The sequence below is a fragment of the Serratia sp. BW106 genome (assembly GCF_002607755.1).
Classification (GTDB): domain Bacteria; phylum Pseudomonadota; class Gammaproteobacteria; order Enterobacterales; family Enterobacteriaceae; genus Serratia; species Serratia proteamaculans.
The window spans coordinates 175,202-200,149 of the sequence record NZ_MCGS01000023.1 but is presented as its reverse complement, the minus strand read 5'-3'; the positions used below and the strand labels follow the sequence as shown (position 1 = coordinate 200,149).

Annotated in this window: 21 protein-coding genes; 14 read left to right on the top strand and 7 right to left on the bottom strand. The window is 56.9% G+C overall.

Going from position 1 to position 24,948, the window contains the following annotated elements; all coding sequences use genetic code 11:
• The first annotated feature begins 1 nt into the window (after window position 1).
• The 13 genes from BEI65_RS17105 to narI all read left to right on the top strand — a co-directional run bounded on the left by BEI65_RS17105 (window position 2) and on the right by narI (window position 17,121).
• Window positions 2–1,291, top strand: a complete 1,290-nt coding sequence (locus tag BEI65_RS17105; RefSeq protein WP_099064357.1) for a flippase — start codon at window positions 2–4, stop codon at window positions 1,289–1,291.
• Entirely contained in the window at window positions 1,281–2,129 is an 849-nt protein-coding gene (locus tag BEI65_RS17100) for an ATP-grasp fold amidoligase family protein (RefSeq protein ID WP_099064356.1), read from the top strand. The genes BEI65_RS17105 and BEI65_RS17100 overlap by 11 nt, the downstream gene beginning before the upstream one ends.
• A 141-nt stretch (window positions 2,130–2,270) precedes the next feature.
• Window positions 2,271–3,176, top strand: coding sequence for a glycosyltransferase family 2 protein (locus BEI65_RS17095; protein ID WP_099064355.1), 906 nt, complete (start codon window positions 2,271–2,273; stop codon window positions 3,174–3,176).
• A gap of 1 nt (window position 3,177) precedes the next feature.
• The gene (locus BEI65_RS17090) at window positions 3,178–4,239 is read left to right on the top strand and encodes a glycosyltransferase family 4 protein (protein ID WP_099064354.1); all 1,062 of its coding nucleotides are present in this window, start codon (window positions 3,178–3,180) and stop codon (window positions 4,237–4,239) included.
• A gap of 1 nt (window position 4,240) precedes the next feature.
• A complete protein-coding gene (locus BEI65_RS17085; RefSeq protein WP_099064353.1) occupies window positions 4,241–4,984 on the top strand; it encodes a glycosyltransferase family 2 protein in 744 nt (247 codons plus the stop codon).
• Window positions 4,981–6,858 carry a carbohydrate-binding protein CenC gene (locus BEI65_RS17080; RefSeq protein ID WP_099064352.1) on the top strand — a complete coding sequence of 626 codons (1,878 nt, stop codon included), beginning with the start codon at window positions 4,981–4,983 and terminating at the stop codon, window positions 6,856–6,858. The genes BEI65_RS17085 and BEI65_RS17080 overlap by 4 nt, the downstream gene beginning before the upstream one ends.
• Before the next feature lie 6 nt (window positions 6,859–6,864).
• On the top strand, window positions 6,865–7,851 hold the full coding sequence (locus BEI65_RS17075; protein WP_099064351.1) for a glycosyltransferase family A protein: 987 nt from the start codon (window positions 6,865–6,867) through the stop codon (window positions 7,849–7,851).
• Between the two features lie 34 nt (window positions 7,852–7,885).
• Entirely contained in the window at window positions 7,886–8,788 is a 903-nt protein-coding gene (locus BEI65_RS17070) for a glycosyltransferase family 2 protein (protein WP_099064350.1), read from the top strand.
• Window positions 8,789–8,835: 47 nt separating this feature from the next.
• The gene (locus tag BEI65_RS17065) at window positions 8,836–10,089 is read left to right on the top strand and encodes an EpsG family protein (protein ID WP_099064349.1); all 1,254 of its coding nucleotides are present in this window, start codon (window positions 8,836–8,838) and stop codon (window positions 10,087–10,089) included.
• 315 nt (window positions 10,090–10,404) lie between these two features.
• Window positions 10,405–14,181 carry a nitrate reductase subunit alpha gene (locus tag BEI65_RS17060; protein WP_099064348.1) on the top strand — a complete coding sequence of 1,259 codons (3,777 nt, stop codon included), beginning with the start codon at window positions 10,405–10,407 and terminating at the stop codon, window positions 14,179–14,181.
• Complete coding sequence (narH, locus tag BEI65_RS17055; RefSeq protein ID WP_085117243.1) at window positions 14,178–15,722, top strand: nitrate reductase subunit beta; 1,545 nt, start codon at window positions 14,178–14,180, stop codon at window positions 15,720–15,722. Before BEI65_RS17060 ends, narH begins: the two co-directional genes overlap by 4 nt.
• The gene (gene narJ, locus BEI65_RS17050; protein ID WP_099064347.1) at window positions 15,719–16,441 is read left to right on the top strand and encodes a nitrate reductase molybdenum cofactor assembly chaperone; all 723 of its coding nucleotides are present in this window, start codon (window positions 15,719–15,721) and stop codon (window positions 16,439–16,441) included. The genes narH and narJ overlap by 4 nt, the downstream gene beginning before the upstream one ends.
• Window positions 16,442–16,443: 2 nt before the next feature.
• A complete protein-coding gene (gene narI / locus BEI65_RS17045) occupies window positions 16,444–17,121 on the top strand; it encodes a respiratory nitrate reductase subunit gamma (RefSeq protein ID WP_099064346.1) in 678 nt (225 codons plus the stop codon).
• Between the two features lie 126 nt (window positions 17,122–17,247).
• Here narI and BEI65_RS17040 read toward each other — a convergent pair whose 3' ends face one another.
• From BEI65_RS17040 to BEI65_RS17010, 7 genes are all read right to left on the bottom strand, one after another.
• On the bottom strand, window positions 17,248–17,781 hold the full coding sequence (locus BEI65_RS17040) for a LuxR C-terminal-related transcriptional regulator (RefSeq protein WP_198404468.1): 534 nt from the start codon (window positions 17,779–17,781) through the stop codon (window positions 17,248–17,250).
• A 107-nt stretch (window positions 17,782–17,888) separates the two neighbouring features.
• Window positions 17,889–18,455, bottom strand: a complete 567-nt coding sequence (locus BEI65_RS17035; RefSeq protein ID WP_099064344.1) for a hypothetical protein — start codon at window positions 18,453–18,455, stop codon at window positions 17,889–17,891.
• A gap of 14 nt (window positions 18,456–18,469) precedes the next feature.
• Window positions 18,470–20,896, bottom strand: a complete 2,427-nt coding sequence (locus BEI65_RS17030) for a fimbria/pilus outer membrane usher protein (protein WP_099064406.1) — start codon at window positions 20,894–20,896, stop codon at window positions 18,470–18,472.
• An 83-nt stretch (window positions 20,897–20,979) separates the two neighbouring features.
• Window positions 20,980–21,687 carry a DUF1120 domain-containing protein gene (locus tag BEI65_RS17025; protein WP_099064343.1) on the bottom strand — a complete coding sequence of 236 codons (708 nt, stop codon included), beginning with the start codon at window positions 21,685–21,687 and terminating at the stop codon, window positions 20,980–20,982.
• Window positions 21,688–21,809: 122 nt separating this feature from the next.
• Window positions 21,810–22,523, bottom strand: coding sequence for a fimbria/pilus chaperone family protein (locus BEI65_RS17020; RefSeq protein ID WP_099064342.1), 714 nt, complete (start codon window positions 22,521–22,523; stop codon window positions 21,810–21,812).
• A 96-nt stretch (window positions 22,524–22,619) separates the two neighbouring features.
• Complete coding sequence (locus tag BEI65_RS17015) at window positions 22,620–23,327, bottom strand: DUF1120 domain-containing protein (protein ID WP_099064341.1); 708 nt, start codon at window positions 23,325–23,327, stop codon at window positions 22,620–22,622.
• Window positions 23,328–23,746: 419 nt separating this feature from the next.
• Window positions 23,747–24,343 (bottom strand): tyrosine-type DNA invertase, encoded by a 597-nt coding sequence (locus BEI65_RS17010; protein ID WP_099064340.1) that lies wholly within the window; start codon window positions 24,341–24,343, stop codon window positions 23,747–23,749.
• 309 nt (window positions 24,344–24,652) lie between these two features.
• Here BEI65_RS17010 and BEI65_RS17005 point away from each other — a divergent pair, with 309 nt between their 5' ends.
• Window positions 24,653–24,877 (top strand): hypothetical protein, encoded by a 225-nt coding sequence (locus tag BEI65_RS17005; protein ID WP_099064339.1) that lies wholly within the window; start codon window positions 24,653–24,655, stop codon window positions 24,875–24,877.
• The last annotated feature ends 71 nt before the right edge of the window (window positions 24,878–24,948 follow it).

Here is a 24,948-nt window from a genome sequence, read left to right as displayed (position 1 = left end):
CATGAAAGCGATGCTGATGAACTCCCTGTGGTTGATGTTGGAACGGGTATCGCTGAGCCTGTCAGGCATTTTCGTTTCGGTGTACGTGGCGCGTTACCTGGGACCGGCGCAATACGGGCTGATTAACTACCTGCTGTCGGTGATCGCCATTGCCGTCCCGCTGGTGCAATTGGGGGCCGATGCGGTGTTGTTTAACCGCGTCGCCCGGCGACGGCACAGCGGTATCCGGCTGATGCTGGCCTCAATGCGCCTGCGCCGACAGTTGTTTGCGCTGATCGCCGTGCCGCTGATGGCCTGGGCGCTGCTGACGCAGGATCGCACCAGCCAGATCATGATGGCGTTGATGCTGATCAGCGCTTATTTCTCGGTGCAGGACGTTTATAAAATCTATTACGACGCCCTGCTGAAATCGAAGTTGAACACGCTGATCAACAATCTGGCGCTGTTATTGTCGATCGTGGTTCGGCTGGCGCTGGTGCATGCCAGACTGCCGCTGGAGTGGTTTGCCGTGCCTTATGTGTTGAGCAGCCTGATCCCCTACGCGGTGCGTTGGGTGCTGTTTCGCCGAGAGCGCAGTGGGCTGCGGCCGATCAGCGGGCGACATCAACGACGCTACGGGCGTTACCTGCTAAAGGTAGGGCTGCCGTTGGCGGTCTCCGGACTGTCGATTGTCATCTATACCCGTATCGATCAGATCATGATCGGCAACTATCTGGGCGAGCACAGCGTTGGGCTGTACAGCGCCGCCATCACCCTGAGTCAGGGGTGGATCTTTGTGCCGATCGCGCTGATTACCTCGATGATGCCGGGGGTGGCAAATGCCCGCACCCAGGTCGAACAGGAAGGGCGTATTCGGCTGTTGTATCTGGTGGTGCTGCTGCTTTCGATGCCGGTCATTTTGCTGCTGTCGCTGTTCCCCGGGCCGATAGTGGCGCTGATGTTTGGTGACAGCTACCGTGAAACCGCCACTATTCTGGCGCTGTGTTCGGTGACTTCTTTGTTTTCGGTGATGGGTACCGTGTCCTATCGGGCGATTGTGCTGTTTGGCGGTTATCGGTTTATCGCGATAAAAATGCCGCTGGCCGCCCTGGCCAACGTATTGATGAATCTGCTGTTGATACCGCGTTACGGCATAGCGGGCGCTGCGATTTCCACCCTGATCACCGAGTTTATTTCATTCTTTGTACTTAATGGTTTCTTCAGGAGAGGACAAATTACCCGGTTGCAGGTCACCTGTTACCGTTGTTTACCTCAATTAATAGGGAAGGTGCGAGAACTTTATGCTAAATAATCTGGTGAAGGGTTTTTACCGTAATATACCCGACGCATTATATCATCAGTTAAAATACGCCTTGTTTTTTCACAAGGTACCGCACCTGGCCAAGCCGGTGGGGTATAGCGAAAAACTGATGCGCAGAAAAGTCTATCCTCTGGCAATGTACACTCAGTTATCCGATAAATATCAGGTCAGAGAGTACATCAAGAATTTGTGGGGGGAAGAGTACCTGATTGAACTTTATGCCCAGGGTAATGAATTAACTGAGGAGATGTATGAGGCACTGCCTGATGCATTTGTTATTAAGGCCAATCACGGCAGCGGTTATAACAAACTGGTGTTTGATAAAAGCCAGACCAGCTTCAATGAATTGAGAGTGCTGACCAACAGCTGGCTGCGACAGAATTTTTATCAGGTCTACCGCGAGCGTCATTATAAGGATATTCCACCCTGTGTGATGGTGGAAAAAATGCTGCTGGAAGATGGCAAAACACCCAATGATATCAAGATCCACTGTTTTAACCGCGGTGGTGAAGTGCGGTTTTTCATCCAGATCGATTACCAGCGCTTTATCGATCACCGTCGCGACTTTTTTGATGCTGACTGGAACCGCACCGAGATCCGTCTGGGGGTGCCCAACAGCGAAGTGCCGATGGACAAACCCTGCCGGTTGGAGCAAATGCTGGCGTTGTCGCATCAGGTTGCGGAGCAATTTTCCTATGTTCGTGTCGATTTTTATCAGGTGCAGCAACGTATCTATTTTGGCGAGCTGACATTCACCCCGGGGGCCGGCCTGCAAAGGTTGATGCCAGAAACCATTGAACAGGAGTGGGGAGGTTATTTCCAGGAGTAGTTGAATAACCGGTAGGCTGCGCGAATTTTAACCGCGTCAGGACGGGGGGTAATAACCGGACAAGGAAATTCTGGGATAACAAACTATTCCGTTGGCAATAACGTTGTTATGCCAAATGATAATATATTGTTGAGGTAATAAATGGACTTATCGATTGTCATGCCCGTTTTTAATAACTCAGCCAGTTTGGCCGCCACGCTAGTCCGGATGACCAATGCCTGCTCCGGCTTTGATTATGAAATTATCGTGGTTGATAATGCTTCCGATAAACCAGAGCTGGATAATATGCGCAGCTTATTGGCCGCCAATCGTCGGGCGCGCCTGCATGAAAATAAAATACGTACTAATACTGCGGTTTCCTGTAATACTGGTTTTCGGCTGGCGCGTGCGGAGGTGGTTTTCTTTCTTGAGCCGGAAGACTCCTTCAGTACCAACTATATTATCCGCCGCCTGAAACGCCATCAGGATACCCGGCTGGACATTATTTTTGGTAATTACGCCACGGTGAGTGACAAAAACATTCGCAGTTACCGATTCGATTATAAGGAAGGGGCGGCAGGGGCCGACTTTTTATTCCTCGATATGGGCGATATTCGCACCTCCACCATCAGCCTGCGTAAAAAAGAGGACCGACGGTTTTTATTCCCGGAATTCCTCTACAAGTACCAGGACTGGGGGTTTTTGGTCAATGCCACCAATCTGGGGGCCAGGGTGGCCTTTGACGAAGGGCACGGGGTATTCATCCGCTGCGGTGATGCCGACACGGATCGCTGCCGGATGAACATCGACGCCAGCGAACAGTTTATTGATGCCTACCTGCATACCAGCGGCCGCTATATCAGCGGATTTGCCTGCAAACACCTGCTGGCCTCGCTGTACAGCGAGAACCTGCAGGCCTTCAACTATTACTCGTCGCGCACCGAACACCATGCCCTGAGCAGCAAGTTCAGGGCGATCAAACTGTACGGCGACTGCCTGGCCAGACTGGGGCTGTTTCCATTGGGGGGGCGTCTGTTGCGCACCGCCCGTGAGGGATTTCGGAGATGACATGCAGCAACGAAAAGTAGCGATTGTGATTGAGAACATCGCCGAAAAGGGCGGTACCGAGCGGGTCGCCAGCAGCCTGGCCAATGCGCTGTCCACGCGTCTGGGCCATCAGGTGGATCTGGTGTCGATCAGCGGTGACCGGGCGTTTTACCCGCTGGATCCCGCGGTGACCCTGCGCTTTATGCCCGGCAGAACGCTGCTGTGGCCCTGGCGGCTGGCGTGGTTTCTGCGGCGTGGTCGCTATGACGTGATCGTCACCGTTTCGATGGGAAAACTCTCGTCGCTGATGGTGCCGTACCTGCGTTTACTCTGTCCGCGCAGCCGCCTGTTGCTGAGTGAACACGTCAGCTTCCATCAATACGCCTGGCCGATGAAGTGGCTGAAGGTGCTGGTTTATCGGTTGGGTGACCGCACGGTACTGCTGACCAGGAAAGATCTGGCGACCATCAGCCGCTGGGTACCGGAACGTAAATGTCGGGTGATCGAGAACGTTTCCCCGTTCCCGGTGCAAGCACCGCAGCCGACGTTGCAACAGCCGGTGGCGCTGGCGGTCGGTCGGCTGTGTCATCAGAAAGGCTTTGATCGTCTGATTGCCGCCTGGCAACGGGTGGCGCAGCAAACGACGGGCTGGCAACTGCATATCGTCGGTGACGGCCCGGACCGCGCGGCGTTACAGCAGCAGATTGACGCCGCCGGGCTGGGTGAACAGGTGAGGTTGCTGCCGGCAACGGCAGACATTGCCAGCCACTACCGTCAGGCAGCGATGCTGTTGATGACCTCGCGTTACGAAGGGCTGCCGATGGTGTTGATTGAAGCCATGAGCTTTGGCCTGCCGCTGGTGGCGTTCGACTGTCAGACCGGGCCCGCTGAACTGATCGATGATGCGGGCAATGGCTATCTGGTGGCGGAGGGCGATATCGAGGCCTTCAGCCGACGTACGCTGGCGCTGATCGAGGACGGCGAGTTGCGTCAGCGCTTCTCTCTGCACTCGCTGGAACGGGCACAGCAGTTCATCCCTGAGCGTATTTATCCCCAATGGCAACAGCTTATCGCTGGAGGTTAAGATGGAAAAAGTTTCAGTTATCATGCCGGCTTACAACGCCGCGGGCTTTATCAAACAGTCGATCCTCGGGGTGCTGAACCAGACCTATCAGGATTATCACCTGTACGTGATCGACGACGCTTCCACCGATCAGACCGCCGAGGTGGTGAAGCCTTTTATTCACGATCGCCTGACCTACATTCGCAACAACACCAACCAGGGGGTGGCCGAAACCCGCAATATCGCGATTGAAGCGGCGCGCGGTGATTATATTGCGTTCTGCGACAGCGATGATGTCTGGCACCCGAACAAGCTGGCGCGCCAGGTTGGCATCCTGAAGACTTCCCGTTATGACGTGGTATGCTCGCATTATTACACCTTCGAAGATGACCCGGCGCGGGTGAAAAACTACCGGGGTTCCGGGGAGATCATCGCTTACCAGGACATGCTGAAAAGTAACTGGATCGGCAACCTGACCGGCATGTACAACCAGCGCCAGATCGGCAAGGTGTACCAAAGCAAGGTCGGGCACGAGGACTACGTGATGTGGCTGTCGGTGCTGGAAAAAGCGCGTAACCACCTGGCGTATTGCATTCCCGAACCGCTGGCCTTCTACCGCCTTTCTGCGCAGTCGTTATCCGGCAATAAAATCCAGGCGGCCGACTGGCAATGGCAAATTTATCGCCGCCATCTCGGGCTCTCCTACCAGAAGTCCTGCTATCTGTTCTTCTCTTATCTGTACAACGCGGTGATGAAACGCCAATGAAACTCAGCAAGCTAAGCACGGCCTGCCTGCTGGTGGGCTCCGGGCTGGCCAATGCCGCCCCCTGCAGCAATAACCTGCTGCAGGATCCCGGTTTCGAGCAGGGCGGCGCGGGCTGGTCACTGGCTTCCGCGCAGGTGGTGGCCGGTGGTCATGGCGGCCAGAGCAGCCTGTTCTATCAAAATCACAACCCCGCCAACTACCACAATATGCTGCAGACGCTGGCGGTTAAACCCGGTCAGCAACTGGCTTTTGGCAGTTGGGTGCGCGGTGAGAACCTGAAGGGCAAGGGGGATAATCAGGGCGCCGGGGTATTTATCGAAAGCTATGACGATCAGGGGCGTTTTTTGGCCGGTAGCTATCCGCAGGGCCTGCTGGGCACCAGCGGCTGGCAGCCGGTCACCGGGGATTTTCGGGTACCGCCACGGGCGGTGAAGGTGGTGCTGGGTGTTTATCTGCGCCAGGGCACCACCGGCAGCGCCTGGTTTGATGACGTCTACGCCTGTCAGCAGCCGGTAGCGCCGGAGTTATACCAGATGCGCAGTGCCAACGGCGCAGCATCGAGCCTGATAGAAGTGGTGGACCCGCAACAGGTGCAGGTGGACAGCACGCTGGTCGACGACAAAAACACCGCCGTGAAGCACGACAGCCGCCGTTACCGTATTAGTGGTAAACAGCAGGTGGAGTTCCCGTTGCCGGCCGATTTGGCCGCCGGGGAGTATCGGCTGCAGCAGCAGGTGACGGATGTCGCCTCACAGCGCAGCCAGCGAAGCGAAATGCCGATCAGTGTCGGTCGTGCGCAGCCTAAAGTGGCGCTGGATGCCCAGGGCTATACCCTGAAACAGGGCAAGCGCTTCTTCCCGCTGGGTATTTACATGTACGGTGAAATGGCGACGGATGAGCATCTGGCGCGCATCCGCGATGCCGGTTTCAACACGCTGCTCAATTACAACTACGGTACCGGCCGCGATCCCGATAACTATTTCCGCAAAACCCAGCAGTACGGTTTGCAGGTGATTTTCTCGCTCAAGGACATGTATGCCGGTACCCGGTTCGCGCCGGAAACCAAAATGAGCTATCCGCAACTGACGGCGAGCTATGTGGAAAGGTTCAAACACCAGCCGAACCTGCTGGCCTGGTATATCAACGACGAACTGGGGCCGGAATACGTGCCGCAGATCGAGCAAAAGCATTTGCAGGTAAAACGCCTGGATCCGGATCACCTGACGTTCCAGGTGCTGGACAAGACCGGCACGCTCAACGCCTATTTCAACAGTTCGGACGTGCTGGCCAGCGATCCTTACCCGGTTGGCCGAGACGCCGACCTGACGCGCACTCTGGAGTACAGCCGCATCACCAGTCAGGTGGCGCGGCAGGTCAAAGGGGCCTGGTTGGTGATGCAGATTATGGATCACGCCGCTTATGCGCCGGGTCGCAAACCACGCCAACCGACGGAGGCGGAGATCCGCAATCAGGCCTGGCTGGGGCTGATTGGCGGCGCCAAAGGCATTCTGTTTTATTCCTATACCGACTTGTTCTACAAGCGCCAACGCGGCGGTTTTAGCCAGCAGGAGTTCGAGGCTATCTGGCAGGGGGTGGCCAGCGTGGCGCAGCAGATTGTCAGCTTTAACCCTTACCTGCTTTCCGGCGAAAGCACCCTGTTACAGGGCAACAATACCGCCATCCCGGCCAGGCTGTTTATCAATGGCGAGCAGGGCCTGGTGCTGATCGCCAACCCTTACTACCGGCCCATGTCGGCGCGCTTTGACTTGCCGGCGGGCTGGCAGGCGCAAGGCCAGCGGCAGATCGAGGCTGAATTGCCGTCGATGGGCAGCCGGGCGGTCAGGGTGCAACTTCAAAAAGAAAACCAAGGATAACCGATCATGAATACCACTCTGAGCCTGATTATTCCGGTGTATAAGGTCGAGGCTTATATTGAGGCCTGCCTGTGCTCAGTGCTGCAGCAGCTGCCGGACTGGGCGGAAGTGATCATCGTGGATGACGGCAGCCCGGATGGTGCCATTGGATTTGCCGAAGAGGTGCTGTGTCGTTACCCGCAACACAAACGGCGGGTCAGTATTCTGCGGCAGAAAAACCAGGGGCTGAGCGAAGCGCGTAACAGTGGCATTGCCCATGCGGAAGGGCGCTATATCGGTTTTCTCGATTCCGATGACGTGCTGCTGGCAGGGTATTTCAGCATTTTAGGCCGCCTGCTGGCAGATAACCCGCAGGCAGACATAGTGGCGTTCAATGCCCAGCGCTTCTCGACAATCAACAACGGCAAGATCCAGTCGGACGGCACTATGGCTATCGTGCCCGGCAATGCCGCGCCGCAGCAGCGTGATGCTCATATGGCGCTGCTGGCGGACAGCTTCAACCGCAGCATGTGGTTCGCCTGGGCGCGTATTTACCGCAAAACGCTGTTCGATCAGGCACGCTTCCCGGCGGGACGCAATTTCGAAGACATTCAGCTGATTCCGCAACTCTATCTGAAAGCGCAACGTATCGTGGTTTGCGACACGCCGCTGGTGGGCTACCGCGCCAACCCGAATGGCATCACGCGTGCACCCAAACGACGCGATCTGGATGATCTGGATTATGCGCTCGACGGTGCCGACAGTGGACGCCGCCAGGGGATGGGGCATGGGCTTTACTCGGTGCTGTTCGTCACCACGCTGAAGGCACGTTTGCTGGTGGGACTGGACTTTTTCGGGCTGCGTGATGCACTGCGCGAAACCCGCGAGCTGAAACGCCGCTACTCCGGCCTGCGGGCGGAAGAGCGTAAAATGCTGAGCCGCAAGAACCGACTGTTCTACCGCAGCCCGCTGGCTTACTACCTGATGGCCCGGCTGTATAACCTGCGCGGATAGCGGCGCACCTATGTCAATTGGGGCAAATCTATATATGAGTATTACTGTTAGCGTCATCATACCCACCTATGGCCGCAGTGAACTGCTGGCACGCGCCATCGACAGCGTGCTGGCGCAAACCCATCGCCCGCTGGAGATTATCGTGGTGGATGACAACCCGCAGGGCGATGCACAACGCCTGGCGACCCGCGAACGCCTGGCCGGCTATATCGAACGGGGGCAGGTTATCTATTATCCGCGTCGGCATAACGGCGGTGGCGCGCAGGCGCGTAACAGCGGGATCCTGCGTTCACGTGGCGAGTACATTGCCTTTCTGGATGATGACGACTACTACCATCCGCAGAAAATCGCCCGCCAGTTGGCGTTTATGCAACAGGGGGATTACGACGTCAGCCTGTGCGATATGGATATCCTGAAGGACGGCCAGATCAGCGCCGAGCATTATTACCGGGCGCGTTGTGAGGGGCTGGAAGACTTTATGCTGGCCGGTGTGGCCTACACGCCGATGATTATGCTGCGACGCAGCATGGCGATAGCGGTGCGTGGTTTCTTCAATACCCCACGCTACCAGGACCATATCTTCCTGTACCGGCTGTTGGCGGCCGGGGCGAAGGTGGGCACGCTGCATGAACGGCTGGCGGTGCACAACGACCACGACGGTGAACGCATCACTTCCAGCCCGAAAGGCATTATTGGCTATCGCAATAAAATGCAGTTCGAGCAGCGATTGATGCCGCAGATCTCAGGCCGGGCGCGCAACATCATGCGGCTGCGCCATACCTGCATTAACTCGCGCATCATTACCGACGGCAAGAACCGCCTGGCCGGGGTGGTGTACGGGTTGAAGGGCATTGTTTATGTCAATAGTGGCCTGATGGCCGGCGTATACATGAAAAATATCATCCGCAATGTGTTCTTCCGTGGCGTGCCGTTCTGACGTTTCAGCAATACAGATAAGAGAACAACCCTTTCCAGAGGATGATTATGCGCTTTGAACGTTCTACGCTGATCGGCAGCGTGCTGCTGCTGACGGTACCGCTGTTCGCCTTGCTGCACAGTATTGCCACGCTGCGGGCGGGAAAGAAAAACACGGTGGCCTATCTGCTGATTGCGCTGTGTTTTTTCTTCTTCTTTATCAAGATCCCGCCGCTGGCGGATCTCTATCGCCACTTTGCCAATTACGATGCCATTAACTCGGCCACCAGCCTGGGTGATGTCATTCAGGGCAAGGTGGACGTGGTGCTGTACGCCAACTTTTATATTTTCAAAACGCTGGGTATCCCGTTCTTCGTCATCCCGGGGCTGTACGTCGCGCTGTCGGTTTACTGTTACCTGAGCGCGTTGAATATTGTCATGCTGCACTCCGGCAAGGTGTTTTCAGCCCGGCAGTTTGTGTTGCTGCATCTGGCGGTGCTGTTTTTGATCAACCCGTTTATCATCGGCATGGGCTTGCGTTTTGGTTTCTCGATGGCGGTGATGACGCTGGCGATAGTGCTGTTTTGCCATAAGCAAAATCGGCCGCTCGCCGCCGGTCTGATGCTGTTTGCCATGCTGACCCACTTTTCCAGCATGCTGCTGGTCGGGGTATTTCTGTGCAGCCGGGTGATGCGCCTGAACGGCCTGCTGACGGTGGTGTTTAGCGCCATTGCGTTGCTGACCGCCAAGTTCGCGCTGCCGTTTATCGTTTCCCATATTACGATTTCCGGCATCAACAGTTATTCCGACGTCTATACCTCCGGCATGTATGCCAGCGATTACCTGACCTCCGGCAATGCCAACGGGATGATTAACTTCCTGATCGTGCTGTTCCCGGCGCTGTTTCTCGGCGTTTTCATGCTGGCTCACCCAATGCGCAACCAGACGGGGGACATCAAAAATACCGCGGCCTGGCTGGTGGTGTTTGTTTTCCTGTGTTCCAGCTCGTTACAGGCGGCCAGCCGCTATGCCAGCGTGGCGTCGGTCTTTCTGCTGTTTTATTACGTGGCTCATCAGAGCTCGTTCATCCGCGGCAGGTTTAACTACTTCTTCCTGTGCTTCATGCTGATGGCTACCGGCTATAACCTGATCGAGAACATTTATGTCCCGCGCCGACCGATCATGCTGGGGCAAATGTGGCAGTCATTTTATAAAACGCCGTTGCTGAACCTGTTCTACGGCGAACAGGAATATGAGCAGTATCTGCGCGTGATTAATCGCGACAGCGGCGAGTGGATCGGCCATGAGATGGATCTCGGCTAATGCGTCTTTCCCACCAATAACAGCAACATTGCCGTCAAGGATGCGGGCACCCGCCCGTATCCTACCCCCAAATACCCCGACTGACCCCGCAGCATATCCCCTCGAACATCTGACTCATCATTTCTATAATATTTTCAATTCATTAAACCCAATACTTGCCATGATACTTTAGGGGTAGCCACGCCGCTGCCGCCGTTCTTCTCCCTCCGTTCTCTTGATCGCAATCAATTTGCCACAGTTCTGGCCTCAGTAGGCTGGCGGCAGATTGAGCAATGTCACTTCATATAACAATGAAAGCCTTCAGGAGAACTCCGGATGAGCAAGTTTCTAGACCGATTCCGCTATTTTAAGCAGTTGGCGGAACCCTTTTCTGGCGAACATGGCCAGACGCTGAACACCAACCGCGACTGGGAAGACGGCTACCGCAGCCGTTGGCAGCACGACAAGATTGTGCGATCCACCCATGGGGTGAACTGCACCGGCTCCTGTAGCTGGAAGATTTATGTGAAAAACGGCCTGGTGACCTGGGAAACCCAGCAAACCGACTACCCGCGTACCCGCCCAGACCTACCCAATCATGAACCACGCGGCTGTCCACGCGGCGCCAGCTACTCCTGGTATCTGTACAGCGCCAACCGCCTGAAATACCCGCTGATGCGTAAACGCCTGATCAAACTGTGGCGTGAGGCCAAAGCGCTGCACAGCGATCCGGTCGATGCCTGGGGCTCGATCGTCAGCGATGCGGAAAAATCCAAAAGCTACAAGGTCGCACGCGGACGCGGTGGTTTTGTCCGCTCCAGCTGGCAGGAAGTGAACGAACTGATCGCCGCTTCTAACGTCTATACCGCCAAAACCTTCGGCCCCGACCGCATCATCGGCTTCTCACCGATCCCGGCGATGTCGATGGTGTCCTACGCCGCCGGGGCTCGCTATCTGTCGCTGATTGGCGGCACCTGCCTGAGCTTCTACGACTGGTATTGCGACTTGCCACCGGCCTCGCCAATGACCTGGGGCGAGCAGACCGACGTGCCGGAATCGGCCGACTGGTACAACTCTTCCTACATTATCGCCTGGGGCTCCAACGTGCCGCAGACGCGTACCCCGGACGCCCACTTCTTCACCGAAGTCCGCTACAAAGGCACCAAAACCGTGGCGGTAACGCCGGACTACGCCGAAGTCGCCAAACTCTGTGACCAATGGCTGAACCCAAAACAGGGCACCGACAGCGCCATGGCGTTGGCGATGGGCCACGTGATGCTCAAAGAGTTCCACCTGGATCGTGAGGTGGGGTACTTCCGCGACTACGTGCGTCGTTACACCGATATGCCGATGCTGGTGCTGCTGGAGCCGCGCGAAGAGGGGCATTACGCCGCCGGACGCCTGCTGCGTGCCGCCGATCTGGTCGATAGCCTGGGGCAGGAAAATAACCCCGAGTGGAAAACCGTCGCCATTGATCAACGCAGCGGCGAACTGGTGGCCCCACAGGGGTCGATCGGTTTCCGTTGGGGCGAGCAGGGCAAATGGAACCTGGAACAGCGCGCCGGTGAAGATCAGCAGGAAGTCGAGTTGCAACTCAGCCTGCTGGGCGCACACGACGAGGTGGCCGAAGTGGGCTTCCCTTACTTTGGCGGCATCAAAAGCGGCGGTGCCGAGAGCGAACACTTCAACAGCGTGGCGCTGGACGAGATCCTGCTGCACAAGCTGCCGGTAAAACGCCTGCGTCTGGCAGACGGCAGCGAAGCGCTGGTGACCAGCGTTTACGATTTGACCCTGGCTAACTACGGCCTCGAACGTGGTCTGGATGACGTCAACTGCGCCACCGATTACGACGACGTCAAAGCCTATACTCCGGCCTGGGCCGAGCAGATCACCGGCGTGTCGCGCCACAACATTATCCGCATTGCCCGTGAGTTTGCCGACAATGCCGAGAAAACCCATGGCCGTTCGATGATTATCGTCGGTGCCGGTGTCAACCACTGGTATCACATGGACATGACCTACCGCGGCCTGATCAATATGCTGATCTTCTGCGGCTGCGTCGGCCAGAGCGGTGGTGGCTGGGCGCACTACGTCGGCCAGGAAAAGCTGCGCCCGCAGACCGGTTGGCTGCCGCTGGCGTTTGGCCTCGACTGGCAGCGTCCGCCGCGCCATATGAACAGCACCTCGTTCTTCTACAACCACTCCAGCCAGTGGCGCTATGAAACCGTCGGCACCGAAGAGCTGCTGTCGCCATTGGCGGACAAAACCCGCTTTGGCGGCAGCCTGATCGACCTTAACGTGCGCGCCGAACGCATGGGCTGGCTGCCGTCAGCTCCCCAGTTGGGTACCAACCCGCTGCATTTGGCGGCACAGGCGAAAGCCGCCGGTCAGTCGCCGCTGGACTTCACCGTTGAAGGGCTGAAAAAAGGCACCCTGAACTTCGCCGCCGAACAGCCGGACAACCCGCAGAACTTCCCGCGCAATCTGTTCGTCTGGCGCTCCAACCTGCTGGGGTCATCCGGCAAGGGCCACGAGTACATGCTCAAATACCTGCTGGGTACCGAAAACGGCATTCAGGGCAAGGATCTGGGCCAACAGGGCGGTGCCAAACCTGAGGAAGTGGAATGGCTGGATAACGGCGGTGAAGGCAAGCTGGATCTGGTGGTGACGCTTGATTTCCGCATGTCCAGCACCTGTCTTTATTCCGACATCGTGCTGCCGACCGCCACCTGGTACGAAAAAGACGACATGAATACCTCGGATATGCATCCGTTTATTCACCCGCTGTCGGCGGCGGTTGATCCGGCCTGGGACTCGAAAAGCGACTGGGAGATCTACAAGGGCATCGCCAAAGCCTTCTCCGAAGTTTGCGTCGGGCATCTGGGCCAGGAGACCGACGTGGTGACGCTGCCGATCCAGCATGATTCGGCCGCCGAGCTGGCACAGCCTTACGGCGTCAAAGACTGGAAAAAAGGCGAGTGCGATCTGATCCCCGGTAAAACCGCGCCGCACATCATGGTGGTAGAACGTGATTATCCAGCCACCTATGAGCGTTTCACTTCGCTGGGGCCGCTGCTGGATAAGCTGGGCAACGGCGGCAAAGGCATCAGCTGGAACACCCAGACCGAAGTCGACTTCCTGAAAAAACTCAACTACGTCAAGACGGAAGGCCCGGCCGCCGGTCGACCGAAGATTGAAACCGCCATCGATGCCGCCGAGGTGATCCTGGCGCTGGCACCGGAAACCAACGGACAGGTTGCGGTCAAGGCATGGGACGCGCTGGGCAAGATGACCGGTCGCGATCACCGCCATCTGGCGCTGAACAAGGAAGACGAAAAAATCCGCTTCCGTGATATTCAGGCCCAGCCGCGCAAAATCATTTCCAGCCCAACCTGGTCAGGGTTGGAAGACGAACATGTGTCGTATAACGCCTGCTATACCAACGTCCATGAGCTGATCCCATGGCGCACCATCAGCGGCCGCCAGCAGCTGTATCAGGATCATGAGTGGATGCGTGCCTTTGGCGAGAGCCTGCTGGTGTACCGTCCACCGATCGACACCCGGGCCGCGCAGCCGTTGCTGAACCAGAAGCCGAACGGCAATAAAGAGAAGGCACTGAACTTCCTGACGCCGCACCAGAAGTGGGGTATTCACTCCACCTACAGTGACAACCTGCTGATGCTGACCCTGTCGCGCGGCGGGCCGATCGTCTGGATGAGTGAGGACGACGCCAAAGACTTAGGGATTGAGGACAACGACTGGATCGAAGCCTTTAACGCCAACGGCGCGCTCACTGCGCGGGCGGTGGTTAGCCAGCGTATTCCGGCCGGCATGACCATGATGTACCACGCGCAGGAACGCATCGTGAATATTCCCGGCTCGGAAATCACCAGCCAGCGCGGCGGCATCCATAACTCGGTGACCCGCGTCTGCCCGAAACCGACCCATATGATCGGCGGTTACGCCCAACTGGCTTACGGTTTCAACTATTACGGCACTGTCGGCTCCAACCGCGACGAGTTTGTGGTGGTGCGCAAGATGAACCGCATCGACTGGTTAGACGGTGAAGGTAACGACGACTCGCAGGGCAGCCAGCAGGAGAAAGCAAAATGAAAATTCGTTCACAAGTCGGCATGGTGCTGAACCTGGACAAATGTATCGGTTGCCACACCTGTTCGGTGACCTGCAAGAACGTCTGGACCAGCCGCGAAGGCATGGAGTACGCCTGGTTCAACAACGTGGAAAGCAAGCCCGGCGTCGGTTATCCGCACGCCTGGGAAGATCAGGAAAAGTGGAAGGGCGGTTGGATCCGTAAAATCAACGGCAAGCTGGAGCCACGCATGGGCGGCCGTGTCGGCCTGCTGTCGAAGATTTTCGCCAACCCGGACGTCCCGGCGCTGGACGACTACTACGAGCCGTTCGACTACGACTATCAGAACCTGCATACCGCGCCGCAGGGCAAGCATCAGCCGATCGCCCGGCCGCGCTCGCTGATCACCGGCCAGCGCATGAAGAAGATTGAAAATGGTCCGAACTGGGAAGAGATCCTCGGCGGTGAATTCTCCAAGCGCTCGAAGGATAAAAACTTCGACAATATGCAAAAGGAGATGTACGGCCAGTTCGAAAACACCTTCATGATGTACCTGCCGCGCCTGTGCGAACACTGCCTCAACCCGGCCTGCGTCGCGACCTGCCCGAGCGGGGCTATCTACAAGCGTGGCGAAGACGGCATTGTGCTGATCGATCAGGATAAATGCCGCGGCTGGCGCATGTGCCTGACCGGCTGCCCGTACAAGAAAATCTATTTCAACTGGAAGAGCGGCAAGTCCGAGAAATGCATCTTCTGCTACCCGCGCATCGAATCCGGCCAGCCAACGGTGTGTTCGGAAACCTGCGTCGGCCGTATCCGCTATCTTGGCGTGCTGCTGTATGACGCCGACCGTATCGAGCAGGCGGCGGCGGTCGAAAACGACAAAGATCTGTACCAGAGCCAACTGGATATTTTCCTCGACCCGCATGACCCGGCGGTGATTGCCCAGGCGTTGGCGGATGGCATCCCACAAGGGGTGATCGAATCTGCCCAGCAGTCGCCGGTATACAAAATGGCGATGGACTGGAAGTTGGCACTGCCGCTGCACCCGGAATACCGCACGCTGCCGATGGTGTGGTACGTGCCGCCGCTGTCACCGATTCAATCCGCCGCCGATGCCGGTGAGCTGGCGCACAGCGGCGTACTGCCGGACGTGGAGAGCCTGCGTATTCCGGTGCAATACCTGGCCAACCTGTTGACCGCCGGTGATACCGCCCCGGTGCTGTTGGCGCTCAAGCGCATGCTGGCGATGCGTCATTACAAACGGGCAGAAACCGTTGACGGCGTGCTGGACACCAGCGCACTGGAACAGGTGGGGCTGAGCGAAGCACAGGCGCAGGAGATGTACCGCTATCTGGCGATCGCCAACTATGAAGACCGCTTTGTGATCCCGTCCAGCCACCGTGAACTGGCGCGTGAGGCCTTCCCGGAAAGCAAAGGCTGCGGCTTCAGCTTCGGCGATGGTTGCCACGGCAGCGACGGCAAATTCAACCTGTTCAACAGCCGCCGCATTGACGCCATTGATGTGACGAAAAAAACGCCTCGTCAGGAGGACGCCTCATGATCAGCCTGAAAGTGATTGCCCGCCTGCTGGACTACCCGGAGCAGGCATTGTTTGACCACCAACAGGCGTTGGTGGAAGCGCTGGAACCGGCCAGTGAACTGGATTTGCACCACAGCGCGCAGCTGATCCTGTTTATTCGCCGTTTTTGCGCCCGCCCGTTGCTGGATGTGCAGGCCGAATACTGCGAGCTGTTCGACCGTGGCCGCGCCACTTCGCTGTTGCTGTTTGAACATGTGCACGGTGAATCACGCGATCGCGGTCAGGCGATGGTCGATTTGATGGCGCAATACCGCGAAGCCGGGCTGGAGATCGACAGCCGCGAACTGCCGGACTTCCTGCCGTTGTACCTGGAGTATCTCGCCAGCCGCAGCAAGGAACAGGCCGCCGGAGGGCTGCAGGATATCGCGCCGATCCTGGCACTGCTGGGTGCACGGCTACAGCAGCGGGAAAGCCCGTATGCGGTGCTGTTTGATCTGCTGCTGGCGCTGTCCGGTAGCGAAGTTCAGGCACAGGCGCTGGAGTCCCAGGTAGCAAAAGAAGCCCGCGATGACACGCCGCAGGCGCTGGACGCGGTATGGGAAGAGGAACAGGTTAAGTTTTTGGGCGAGCAGGGCTGCGCTTCGGCGCAGCAGGCGGCGCACCAACGGCGCTTTGCTGGCGCGGTGGCACCGCAATACCTGGACCTGACGGATGCGCTAACCGGAACCAAAGGACGCTAATCATGCAATTTTTAAATCAGTTCTTTTTCGATATCTACCCCTATCTGGCGGGCGCGATTTTCCTGATCGGCAGTTGGCTGCGCTACGATTACGGGCAATATACCTGGCGCGCCGGATCCAGCCAGATGCTGGATAAAAAGGGCATGCGGTTGGCTTCCAACCTGTTCCATATCGGCATTTTGGGCATCTTTGCCGGGCACTTCCTCGGCATGCTGACGCCGCACTGGATGTACGAGTCTTTCCTGCCGGTTGATGTGAAACAGAAGCTGGCGATGATCGCCGGGGGGGCCTGCGGTGTAATGACCTTGATCGGCGGTGCGCTGTTGCTGAAACGCCGTCTGACCAACCCACGGGTGCGGGCGACCAGCAGCTTTGCCGATATCATGATCCTGACCTTGCTGGTGGTGCAGGTGTGCCTCGGTCTGCTGACCATTCCGTTCTCCGCCCAACATATGGACGGCAGCGAGATGATGAAGCTGGTGGGTTGGGCACAGGCAGTGGTGACCTTCCATACTGGCGCATCTGAGCATCTGGTGGGCGTTGCGCCGATCTTTAAACTGCATATGGTGCTGGGCATGACGTTGTTCGTGCTGTTCCCATTCTGCCGCCTGGTGCATATCTGGAGTGTGCCGGTGGAATACCTGACCCGCCGCTACCAACTGGTGCGTAACCGCCGCTGAGGGTATTTCTTCTCGCTTTAAAGCCCATTCGGCGGACTCTTTTCCGCCAATGGGCTTTTTATTGATTATGTTTGGCACACCCTGCAATGGTCAGAGTCGGTCAGGGGTTTTGCCTTTCTTGGTTTTTTATCCCGCAATAGCGGGCTCAGACCATCCTGACCAGTCAGCCATCAAGGCCCGTGCCTGCTGGGGTTCCAATGCAAATAACCCTACTTCACTCTTTAACCCCAATTTTTGCATTAACTGGCATTTCTGATAACTGATAGTTTTCACGCTGCGGCGCTGTTGGTGGGCAATGTCGGTCACACAGTGGCCTTTGAGCAGGGAGTTTAGTACCTGTTGTTCGCGGGGGGCCAGTAGCTGACGGCGGGCGGCGATCTCGGCTGGCAGCGGTGGGCCGAGCAGCGCCCCCAGGGCATACAACATGGCATTGCTGGTCAGCGCCAGTCGGGCCATTGCCCGTTGCTTGTGACTGCTGATGGTCCGGATATCACGGTGCAGTTTCCAGGCAATGGCGGTCAACTCCTGGCCGCTAAGCAGGGCCTGCATGATAATGTGTTCAGTCGGTGTCAGCCGGGCGGCCAGTTGGGGTGGCAGGAGGGGCAAACGTGTTGGTTCCTGGTCTCGGGTGTTGGTCGCAGTGTGGTTCGGTAATAACATGGTCATCTCTCCCTGACAGGGTTTTAATGCCTCTTTTCTGGATAGGGGCGAAGTCTGCGTTTCAATGCTCGTAAGGCCTTGCACCGCTAGTAGGTCAGTCGTTTTGTTCAATCCAGTAGGGTGAACGTCAACCCGCTCTCGTTTTGTGTTCGCCTAATGACGCGGGTGTCCTGTTCGCTCAGCAGCGGCGTCAGCGTGAGTTGCAGGCTCAGGGTGCGTCCGGTGCGCGGCTGGCCGGGTTCACCGGCGGTCAGTTCGCTGTCCGGCCCCAGCGTGACCGGTAACGTCACGGCCGTGGCCTCATGATGACCCGCTCGGCTCAGTGCCAGCCCAACCGGCTGTCCGTCCAACTGAGCGGCGGTCACCCGGACCTGCAATTCACCCCGGTCGCCGTAGCGCAACTGTCCATTGGGGCCCGTTTCGCCCTGCAACTTCAGGCGCAGTACCTGGCTGTACGGGCAAGCGGCCGTCACCGTCAGGGCCCGGTCACCCGGGGATAACAGCGTCGTCCCCGGCATAGTTCGTAACTGCCAACGGGTTTGCATGCCATAGTCAAACTGCGTGGTACTGGCCGACAGGCTGCAACGGGTGTCGGGTGGCGGCAGGCTTTCCGCCCCGGCCATCCAGATAATCAGGCTCAGCAGCAGCCCCGAAAGTACAACGATCCGTTTCATCTTCCTCTCCATGTTCAGCGGCAGACCGCTGCGGCGGTTTCATAAAGCCCGGTGTTATCCGGCTGTTCCGGCAGAGCCAGCCGGAGCGAACACAAGGGTCGCCCGGCATTTTGTACATCCAGTGATTTGCCCGGTTCGGCGTCCGGCAAGAAGGCTGCGCCGTCATTGCCGACTACGGTGACAAAGTTGCCGGCGCTGTCGAACAGCGCTGCCCCGTGCGGCAGGAATGTGCCTTGGGCATCGCGCAGGCTGATCAGTACCCGCCGGGTGCGCACCACCTCAAAGTCCATTCGGCCTACTGCGCCGCGAGCCAGTTCGCTGTCTTGCCAGGCGTTACCGATATCCAGGCTTTTCGGCAGGCTGCGGGTATCCACCTGCACGGTGGCGCGTTGGTAACCACTGAGTGATGGCAGCACCGCATACCCCCGGCTGTCGGTCCAGGTTGGGCCTGCCGGTGTGTCCAGCCGGATACCGGCCTCGCGGCCGACCCGGGCGATGCCGAAGGTATCGCCAATGCGGTAGGGCGAAAGCGTGACACCGCCGCCGTGCGCCACTACGCCGCCGGAGGCGCGGGCGCTCCAACTGGAGTAATCGTTCGAGTCACGGGTCAGGCTGCCGCTAAATTGGCTAACGCGGGTGACCCAGTCCAGTGAGCCGGTGCCGCTGGAACGCTGACTGCCGGAGTCATGATCGGCAGACAAACTCCAACCCCAGTCCTGATGGCTGCGATCGCTGTAGCGCAGCCCGCTGCGGGTGCTTTTATCCGTGTGGGTGACCGAGGCGCTGAGGCTGCGGCTACCGAAAGGGATGCTGAGGGTCAGGTAGGCGCGGTCTTCGGTCTTGCCATCCAGCGAACGGGTATTACGCTCCAGGCTAAGGCCGAGATAGGCCTGGGCTATCTGGCGGCTCCAACCGGCGCGCAGGTAGCGGCTGCGGGCACCGTCAAAGGTGTTACTTTGTGCCCAGCCGATGGACAGGTTACCGACATAAGGCGCAGCCCAACTGAGGTTGGCACCATATTGGCTGCGGGTACGGCCTTGCGTGTCCTGTTCGCTGCTTTGCAACGCATCGCTCAGTTCCTGATAATCGAGGGTTTGCTGCGTGGTGTTGAGACCGGCGCTGATTCTTTCCGTAAGCTGTCGGCTGAGTGAGGCGGAGAGCGATGCGCCGGTCTTGGCATGGCGATTATCCTGCGCCACCTTGCCCTGCAGCGACAGTTGGGTGGCGTCAAACACCTGGCTGTCCAGCGCCACACCGCCAGCCCGATAGGGGGACGAGGCCAACACACCGGCATTGAGACTGGTGTGCGGCGTCAGTTGCCAGCCGTTGGCTGCGGTACCCAACCAGGGGGCTTCGCTGCTGCCCTGTTGGTCCATTTTCCCAACGCCAAAGGACCAGCCCGGGACTATGGCATTGCCGCTCAGCAGGAAGGTGCTGGCCGGTACGCTGAACTGGCGTTGCCCACCGTCACTGCCGGTCAGGGTCACGGCCAGATCGGTGCTGGTATTGAGCAGGGAAAACCCCTGCAGGCGAAACGGCCCGGCGGGCACGGTGGTGCGGTAGAGCAGCACCCCGGACTGGCGTACCTCGACTACCGACTGGCTGTCGGCGATGCTTTCCACCAAGCCTGCGCCACCGCGACCTTGGGTGAGTGCGGTCTCCGGAACTAGCTGGGCACCCAGTACCTGTCCGGTGCCGAACAGTGAGTTGGCCAGGCTGATTTGTCCGGTCTGGAACACTTTTTTGATGCCGACGAAGCTGCGCTGGGCATAGGCGGCCTGATGCTGCAGGGTTTGTGTGCCGTTAAACCGCGACAGGGTTTGGCGGCTGCGTACTATCCAGTCACCGGCGTTAAATCCGGCTTCGCTGTCCAGTTGGCTAAAGTTGACCCCGGCGCTGTTGCCGGCGGTACCCATGTATTGGGCATCGTAGTTGAACAAACCGGCGACGCCGCCGTGTTGCCAGTTACCGTTGTCGCTGCCGGGGGCGACGACCGCCTGCGGCGGCACCACCAGATCAACCCGGCGCTCACCGGGATCCAGCTGCAGTTCGGTCTGTGGCCAGGCGCTGCGCAGATCAAAGCAGGTCTCTTTGCCGGTAAAACCCGGCGGAGACGCCAGACCGGCCAGCTTTTGAAAGTCGGCATCGGCACAGAGTTGGCCATCGTTATCAAAGTGGGCGCTGATCCGGCCGCGGCCGCTGCCATTGACCGTCAGCATCACCGGATTATCCCCGGGTAAAAAGCGTGGCCCCTGACGAAAGGTGTCGGCGACGGCGGTATCAATATTGCGGGACTGCAGCATTTGCGAGTCAAACAGGGTTTCTTCGGCATGGGGCGCTATTCCGGTCGCCCAGGCGAGAGGAGCCAGTAAATGCAGAGCTACGCCAGAAAAAAGGCGCAGGGCCACCGCCGGATAACGGTGCGAGGAAAGGGGCTGCATTGAATAACCTTTTTCAACATGGCACACCGCGTGGGCCGCCATAGTGAAGGATATGCGGCCGGTATAACGCCGGCCGCCAGAACTTACAGGTAAACCAATTCGAGGGTGGCCAAACCATCCAGCTTGGTTGGTTTGGTCATGTCGAGTGCGGAGGCCTTGTTGATATAGGCCTGAACCGACAAGGTGCCAGCTAGAGCCTTGAGGGCGACTGGCACCAGGGTGCCGCTGGTCGCCCAGGAGGTGAGTGTCAGTTGATCGGTACTGGTGGTCAGGGATGACTTGGCTGCACCCTTGGCCCAGGTGGTGACTGATGCATCCGCAGATTTGTAGATGGAGTCAACGGCGGTACCATCTGCCGTTGGTGTACCCAGTGCTATGCCGTAACCGCCAATTTTGGCGCTGCCAGCCAGACCCAGCCCATAGGCCGCATCGCCGGTGGTTAAGGTGACTCCGGTCGGTGTTTTACCGGCACCTGATAGTGGGTTTTCGGTGGAGCCCGCGAGGGTATTAGTACGGCCATTCACCACTTTCACTGCTACCTTGGCATTACCGTCACAGGTAATGGTAAAATTCAAAGTTTTTTCATCCAGCACGGTATAGTCGTCTTGTTTTAAGGTGTCGGCCTTTATGTCACCGTAATCGATGCTGCCACCGCCACTCAGAGCTGGTGTACAGGCCACCGGTGAAATAGTACCGATCACCTTGAGTTCTACGCTGTCAACGGCGAAGGCGGATGAAGCGGAGAACAGGGTGGTTGCCGCCAACGAGGCGGCCAGCAGTGTTTTTTTCATGAGCATTATTCCTTGATGCTTGTGCTTCTGCACATTGAGTCCATTAACCCTTGCGAGGGTTTCCTTTTTTGTTTGATCGCTCTGCGCCATCTGGCGGCAGTTTTGGCGAGTCAAACTGTTTTTTAATGCACCAGCAGCGCATCATAATGGTCGACGCTAAACCCCCAGGTGGTGGCGGGACTGATACGTACCTGTGTGTCGCTGCTCGGTGCCTTATTGCCGTTTTGCTTCAGGGTCAGCGTCTGACCCGGCAGTACGTAGCTATTCGGCAGCATCCAGATGCTATTGCCCGGTAGAGTCTGCACACCCTGACTGAGACGTACCACGTAAGCCGAGGGATTACTGACCGTCAGTACTTTGCCCACCAACTGCCAGACCAGGTGTTTCCACGGCGCCTCATCGCGCGCCAACTCTGCAGGGCGGATAATTACCGGCAGATTTTGGCGCACCGTCATACGTACCTCGCTTCGATCCTTTTGCTGTGGCGGTACCCCTTCGAAGGTGACGCGCTTAAGACGCTCGGTCTTCAGCAATTTCTTACTTGTCAGCAGAAAACGTACGCTCTGGCGCTTGCCGGGTTCAACTCGAGCGGCGGGGGGTGTGACCGTTAGCAGGGTTTCGGTATCCTCGGGGATATTCTCAAGCTGGGTCAGCAACAGGACTGGGTAGGGATCGGTGTTCTGAACGTTGATGCTACCTTCACCGTTAGCGGCCTCCACGATCACCACCGGACTGTCCGGTACCATGCCGCTGGCCAAGGTGCTTACTGGTGTCAGGCACAATGTCAGGATCCCGGCACATAGAACAGGTGAGTGAATAAAAGCAAGGTAAGTCATAGTTCATCCTTGTTATAGCGACGGAAGTGCACATCTCGTCCGTCAATTTTTGGCAGAGAAAATAGTCTCGTACGCTTTTGAAAAAGAGACAGAAAGTTATAGGTAGATCAGCTCAAGCGTAGTCTGGCCGTCAAGCTTGATCGGTTTGCTGATGTCCATTCCTGAGGTTTTATTGATATATGCCTGAACTTCCAGCTTGCCCCCCAGAGTTTTGAATTCTATCGGTGGAAACTCAGTGCCTTTGACTGCCCAACTCTGTTGGAGAACCACGTGACCGTAATAAACATCACCGTATATTGCTTTAAACCAGGTTTTTCCATAGTTACTGCTTGCAATGATGTCAACAGCAGTACCATCAGCGGTGAAACTGCCATGCTTAAATCTTGCGATGTAACCACCGATTTTTTTAGTTCCGTCCATACCCAGGCCTACAGCGCCATTAGTCGACAGAGGTTTACCAAACAGATTTACTGGAGGAGTTCCCCCTCCGCCAGACCCTTCAGGAGCTCCGGCCAGACTATTACGACGGCCATTGATCGCCTTAAGTGCCACTTTAGCTTTGTTGTCACAAACTATGGAAAAGTCCAGTGATTTAATGTCTAGTATGGTGTAAGCGTCGCTTTTCAGAGTGTTGGTTTTGATCGTGCCATAGTCGATGATGCCTCCACTGCTCAACGTAGGAGTACAGGCTTTCGGTAAGAGAGTTCCGCCTACTTTTAGGTCTACACTGTCTGCAGAATAGGCGGAAAATACGGAGAACAGAGTGATGGTCGCCAGGGTGGTGGCGAGAAGTGTTTTCTTCATGTGCATAATTCCTTGATGCGTGTGCTTCTGCACTGATATCCCATTAACCCATTGATAGGGCTGTCCTTTTTAAATTCAACCGTTATGTTTCCCTTCAAGAAAAAGGCAACATTTTGAGTCAAAATGTCACATTAAGTGAGTCGTGTTGTTAGCTGGGTAACAAAGTGTTTTTAATGGTGTAAAACACCATGGATGGTGTTTTTACGGAGTAAATGGTTGGGTTTTATTTTTTATTTAGAATGATTAAAGAATGCAATAGGCTGTTTTTGACTGAAATCTTATGCAAGTGATGAGTTTGATAGGCTGCGAACAATAGTTTAATTAATTGATAATTATGCTATTTATAAAAAAAATAAAATAACCATTCTCCAGATATTGACTTTTAATCAGGACATTCTTAAGTTATGTGTCAGTTTGACTCAAAAGGTAACATTTTCTTCTGCTTTTTCCTCCTTCCACAGATGTTTAAATCGTCCTGAATTGGCTGCGGTATACAGCACGGTATGCTGAATATTCCGGTGCCCCAAATAGTCCTGAATCACTCGCGTATCGGCCCCGTTATCGGCCAGGGCATAGCCACAGGCATGGCGCAGCATATGTGGGTGCGCAGCCACCGCCAGCCCGGCCTGTTTGCCGTAGGCCTGCAACATGCGATAGATGCGCTGGCGCGACAGTCGGTAGCCCTTTTGCGACAGAAACAACCACTCTTCATCCTCCAGATTGCGACACGACTGACGCTTTTCCAGCCAGCGGGTCAGCAGCTGCTTTTCGGTTGTTTCCAGCGGATGAATAGTAGAAAGGCCATTTTTCAGCCGGTTCATGTAAACACAACCGCTTTCCATATCCAGATCGGCCAGGCGCAGGCCGTTAAGTTCACTAACGCGGCAACCGTGAATAAAGCCCATCCAGATCAGGCAGCAGTCGCGCTCGGGGGCGCGGCCGGCAGCGGCCTGTTGCAGTAGTCGGGTGACTTCGGTGCGGGTCAGGTGCTTGCGGTGAGCGTGGGATTTTTGCATTGCTTATCCTCAAAAAAGACAATGGCCGGCAACAAGCCGACCATGGGCGCAGTCCGTCAATCATTGACGATGCACAGGGAGTATAGTGCAGGTTTGGTGAAGAAGAGCGGCAGTCTGTGGGCAGGATAATCTGATCTCCTGTAGCGGTTGTCTGCGATACCTTTACTTTTCATGTCCGGCAGCAGCAACAGGGTATTTAATTCACACAACCTGCTGAATTTGCGAAGCGTTACGCAGTTCGCTAATTGAACAATCCTTACCGCTAAAGTAAGCTTTACCCCACTAACAGACAGCCACAGGAGGTGGGATATGCGTAGTTTACCGATTCGTTTATCAAATGAAATTGATGATAATCTGAACGATATTGCCAAGCGGCATGGAATGAAGAAAACGGATGTGATCCGCTTGGCTTTTGCGTTAATTAGCATTGCCGACAGGCAATGGGTGAAACAAGACGGCTCTTCTCTTGGCATCGTACGGGAGAACGGTGAGGTGCTGGAGGCGGTAGGTCAGGTGGTGGGGGTTTTCCCATGAGCATCCAAAACAATAGCCACGCCAAATAACTCCCGCCGATTTGCCCATTCTTGCTTCCTTGCCGTAAACTT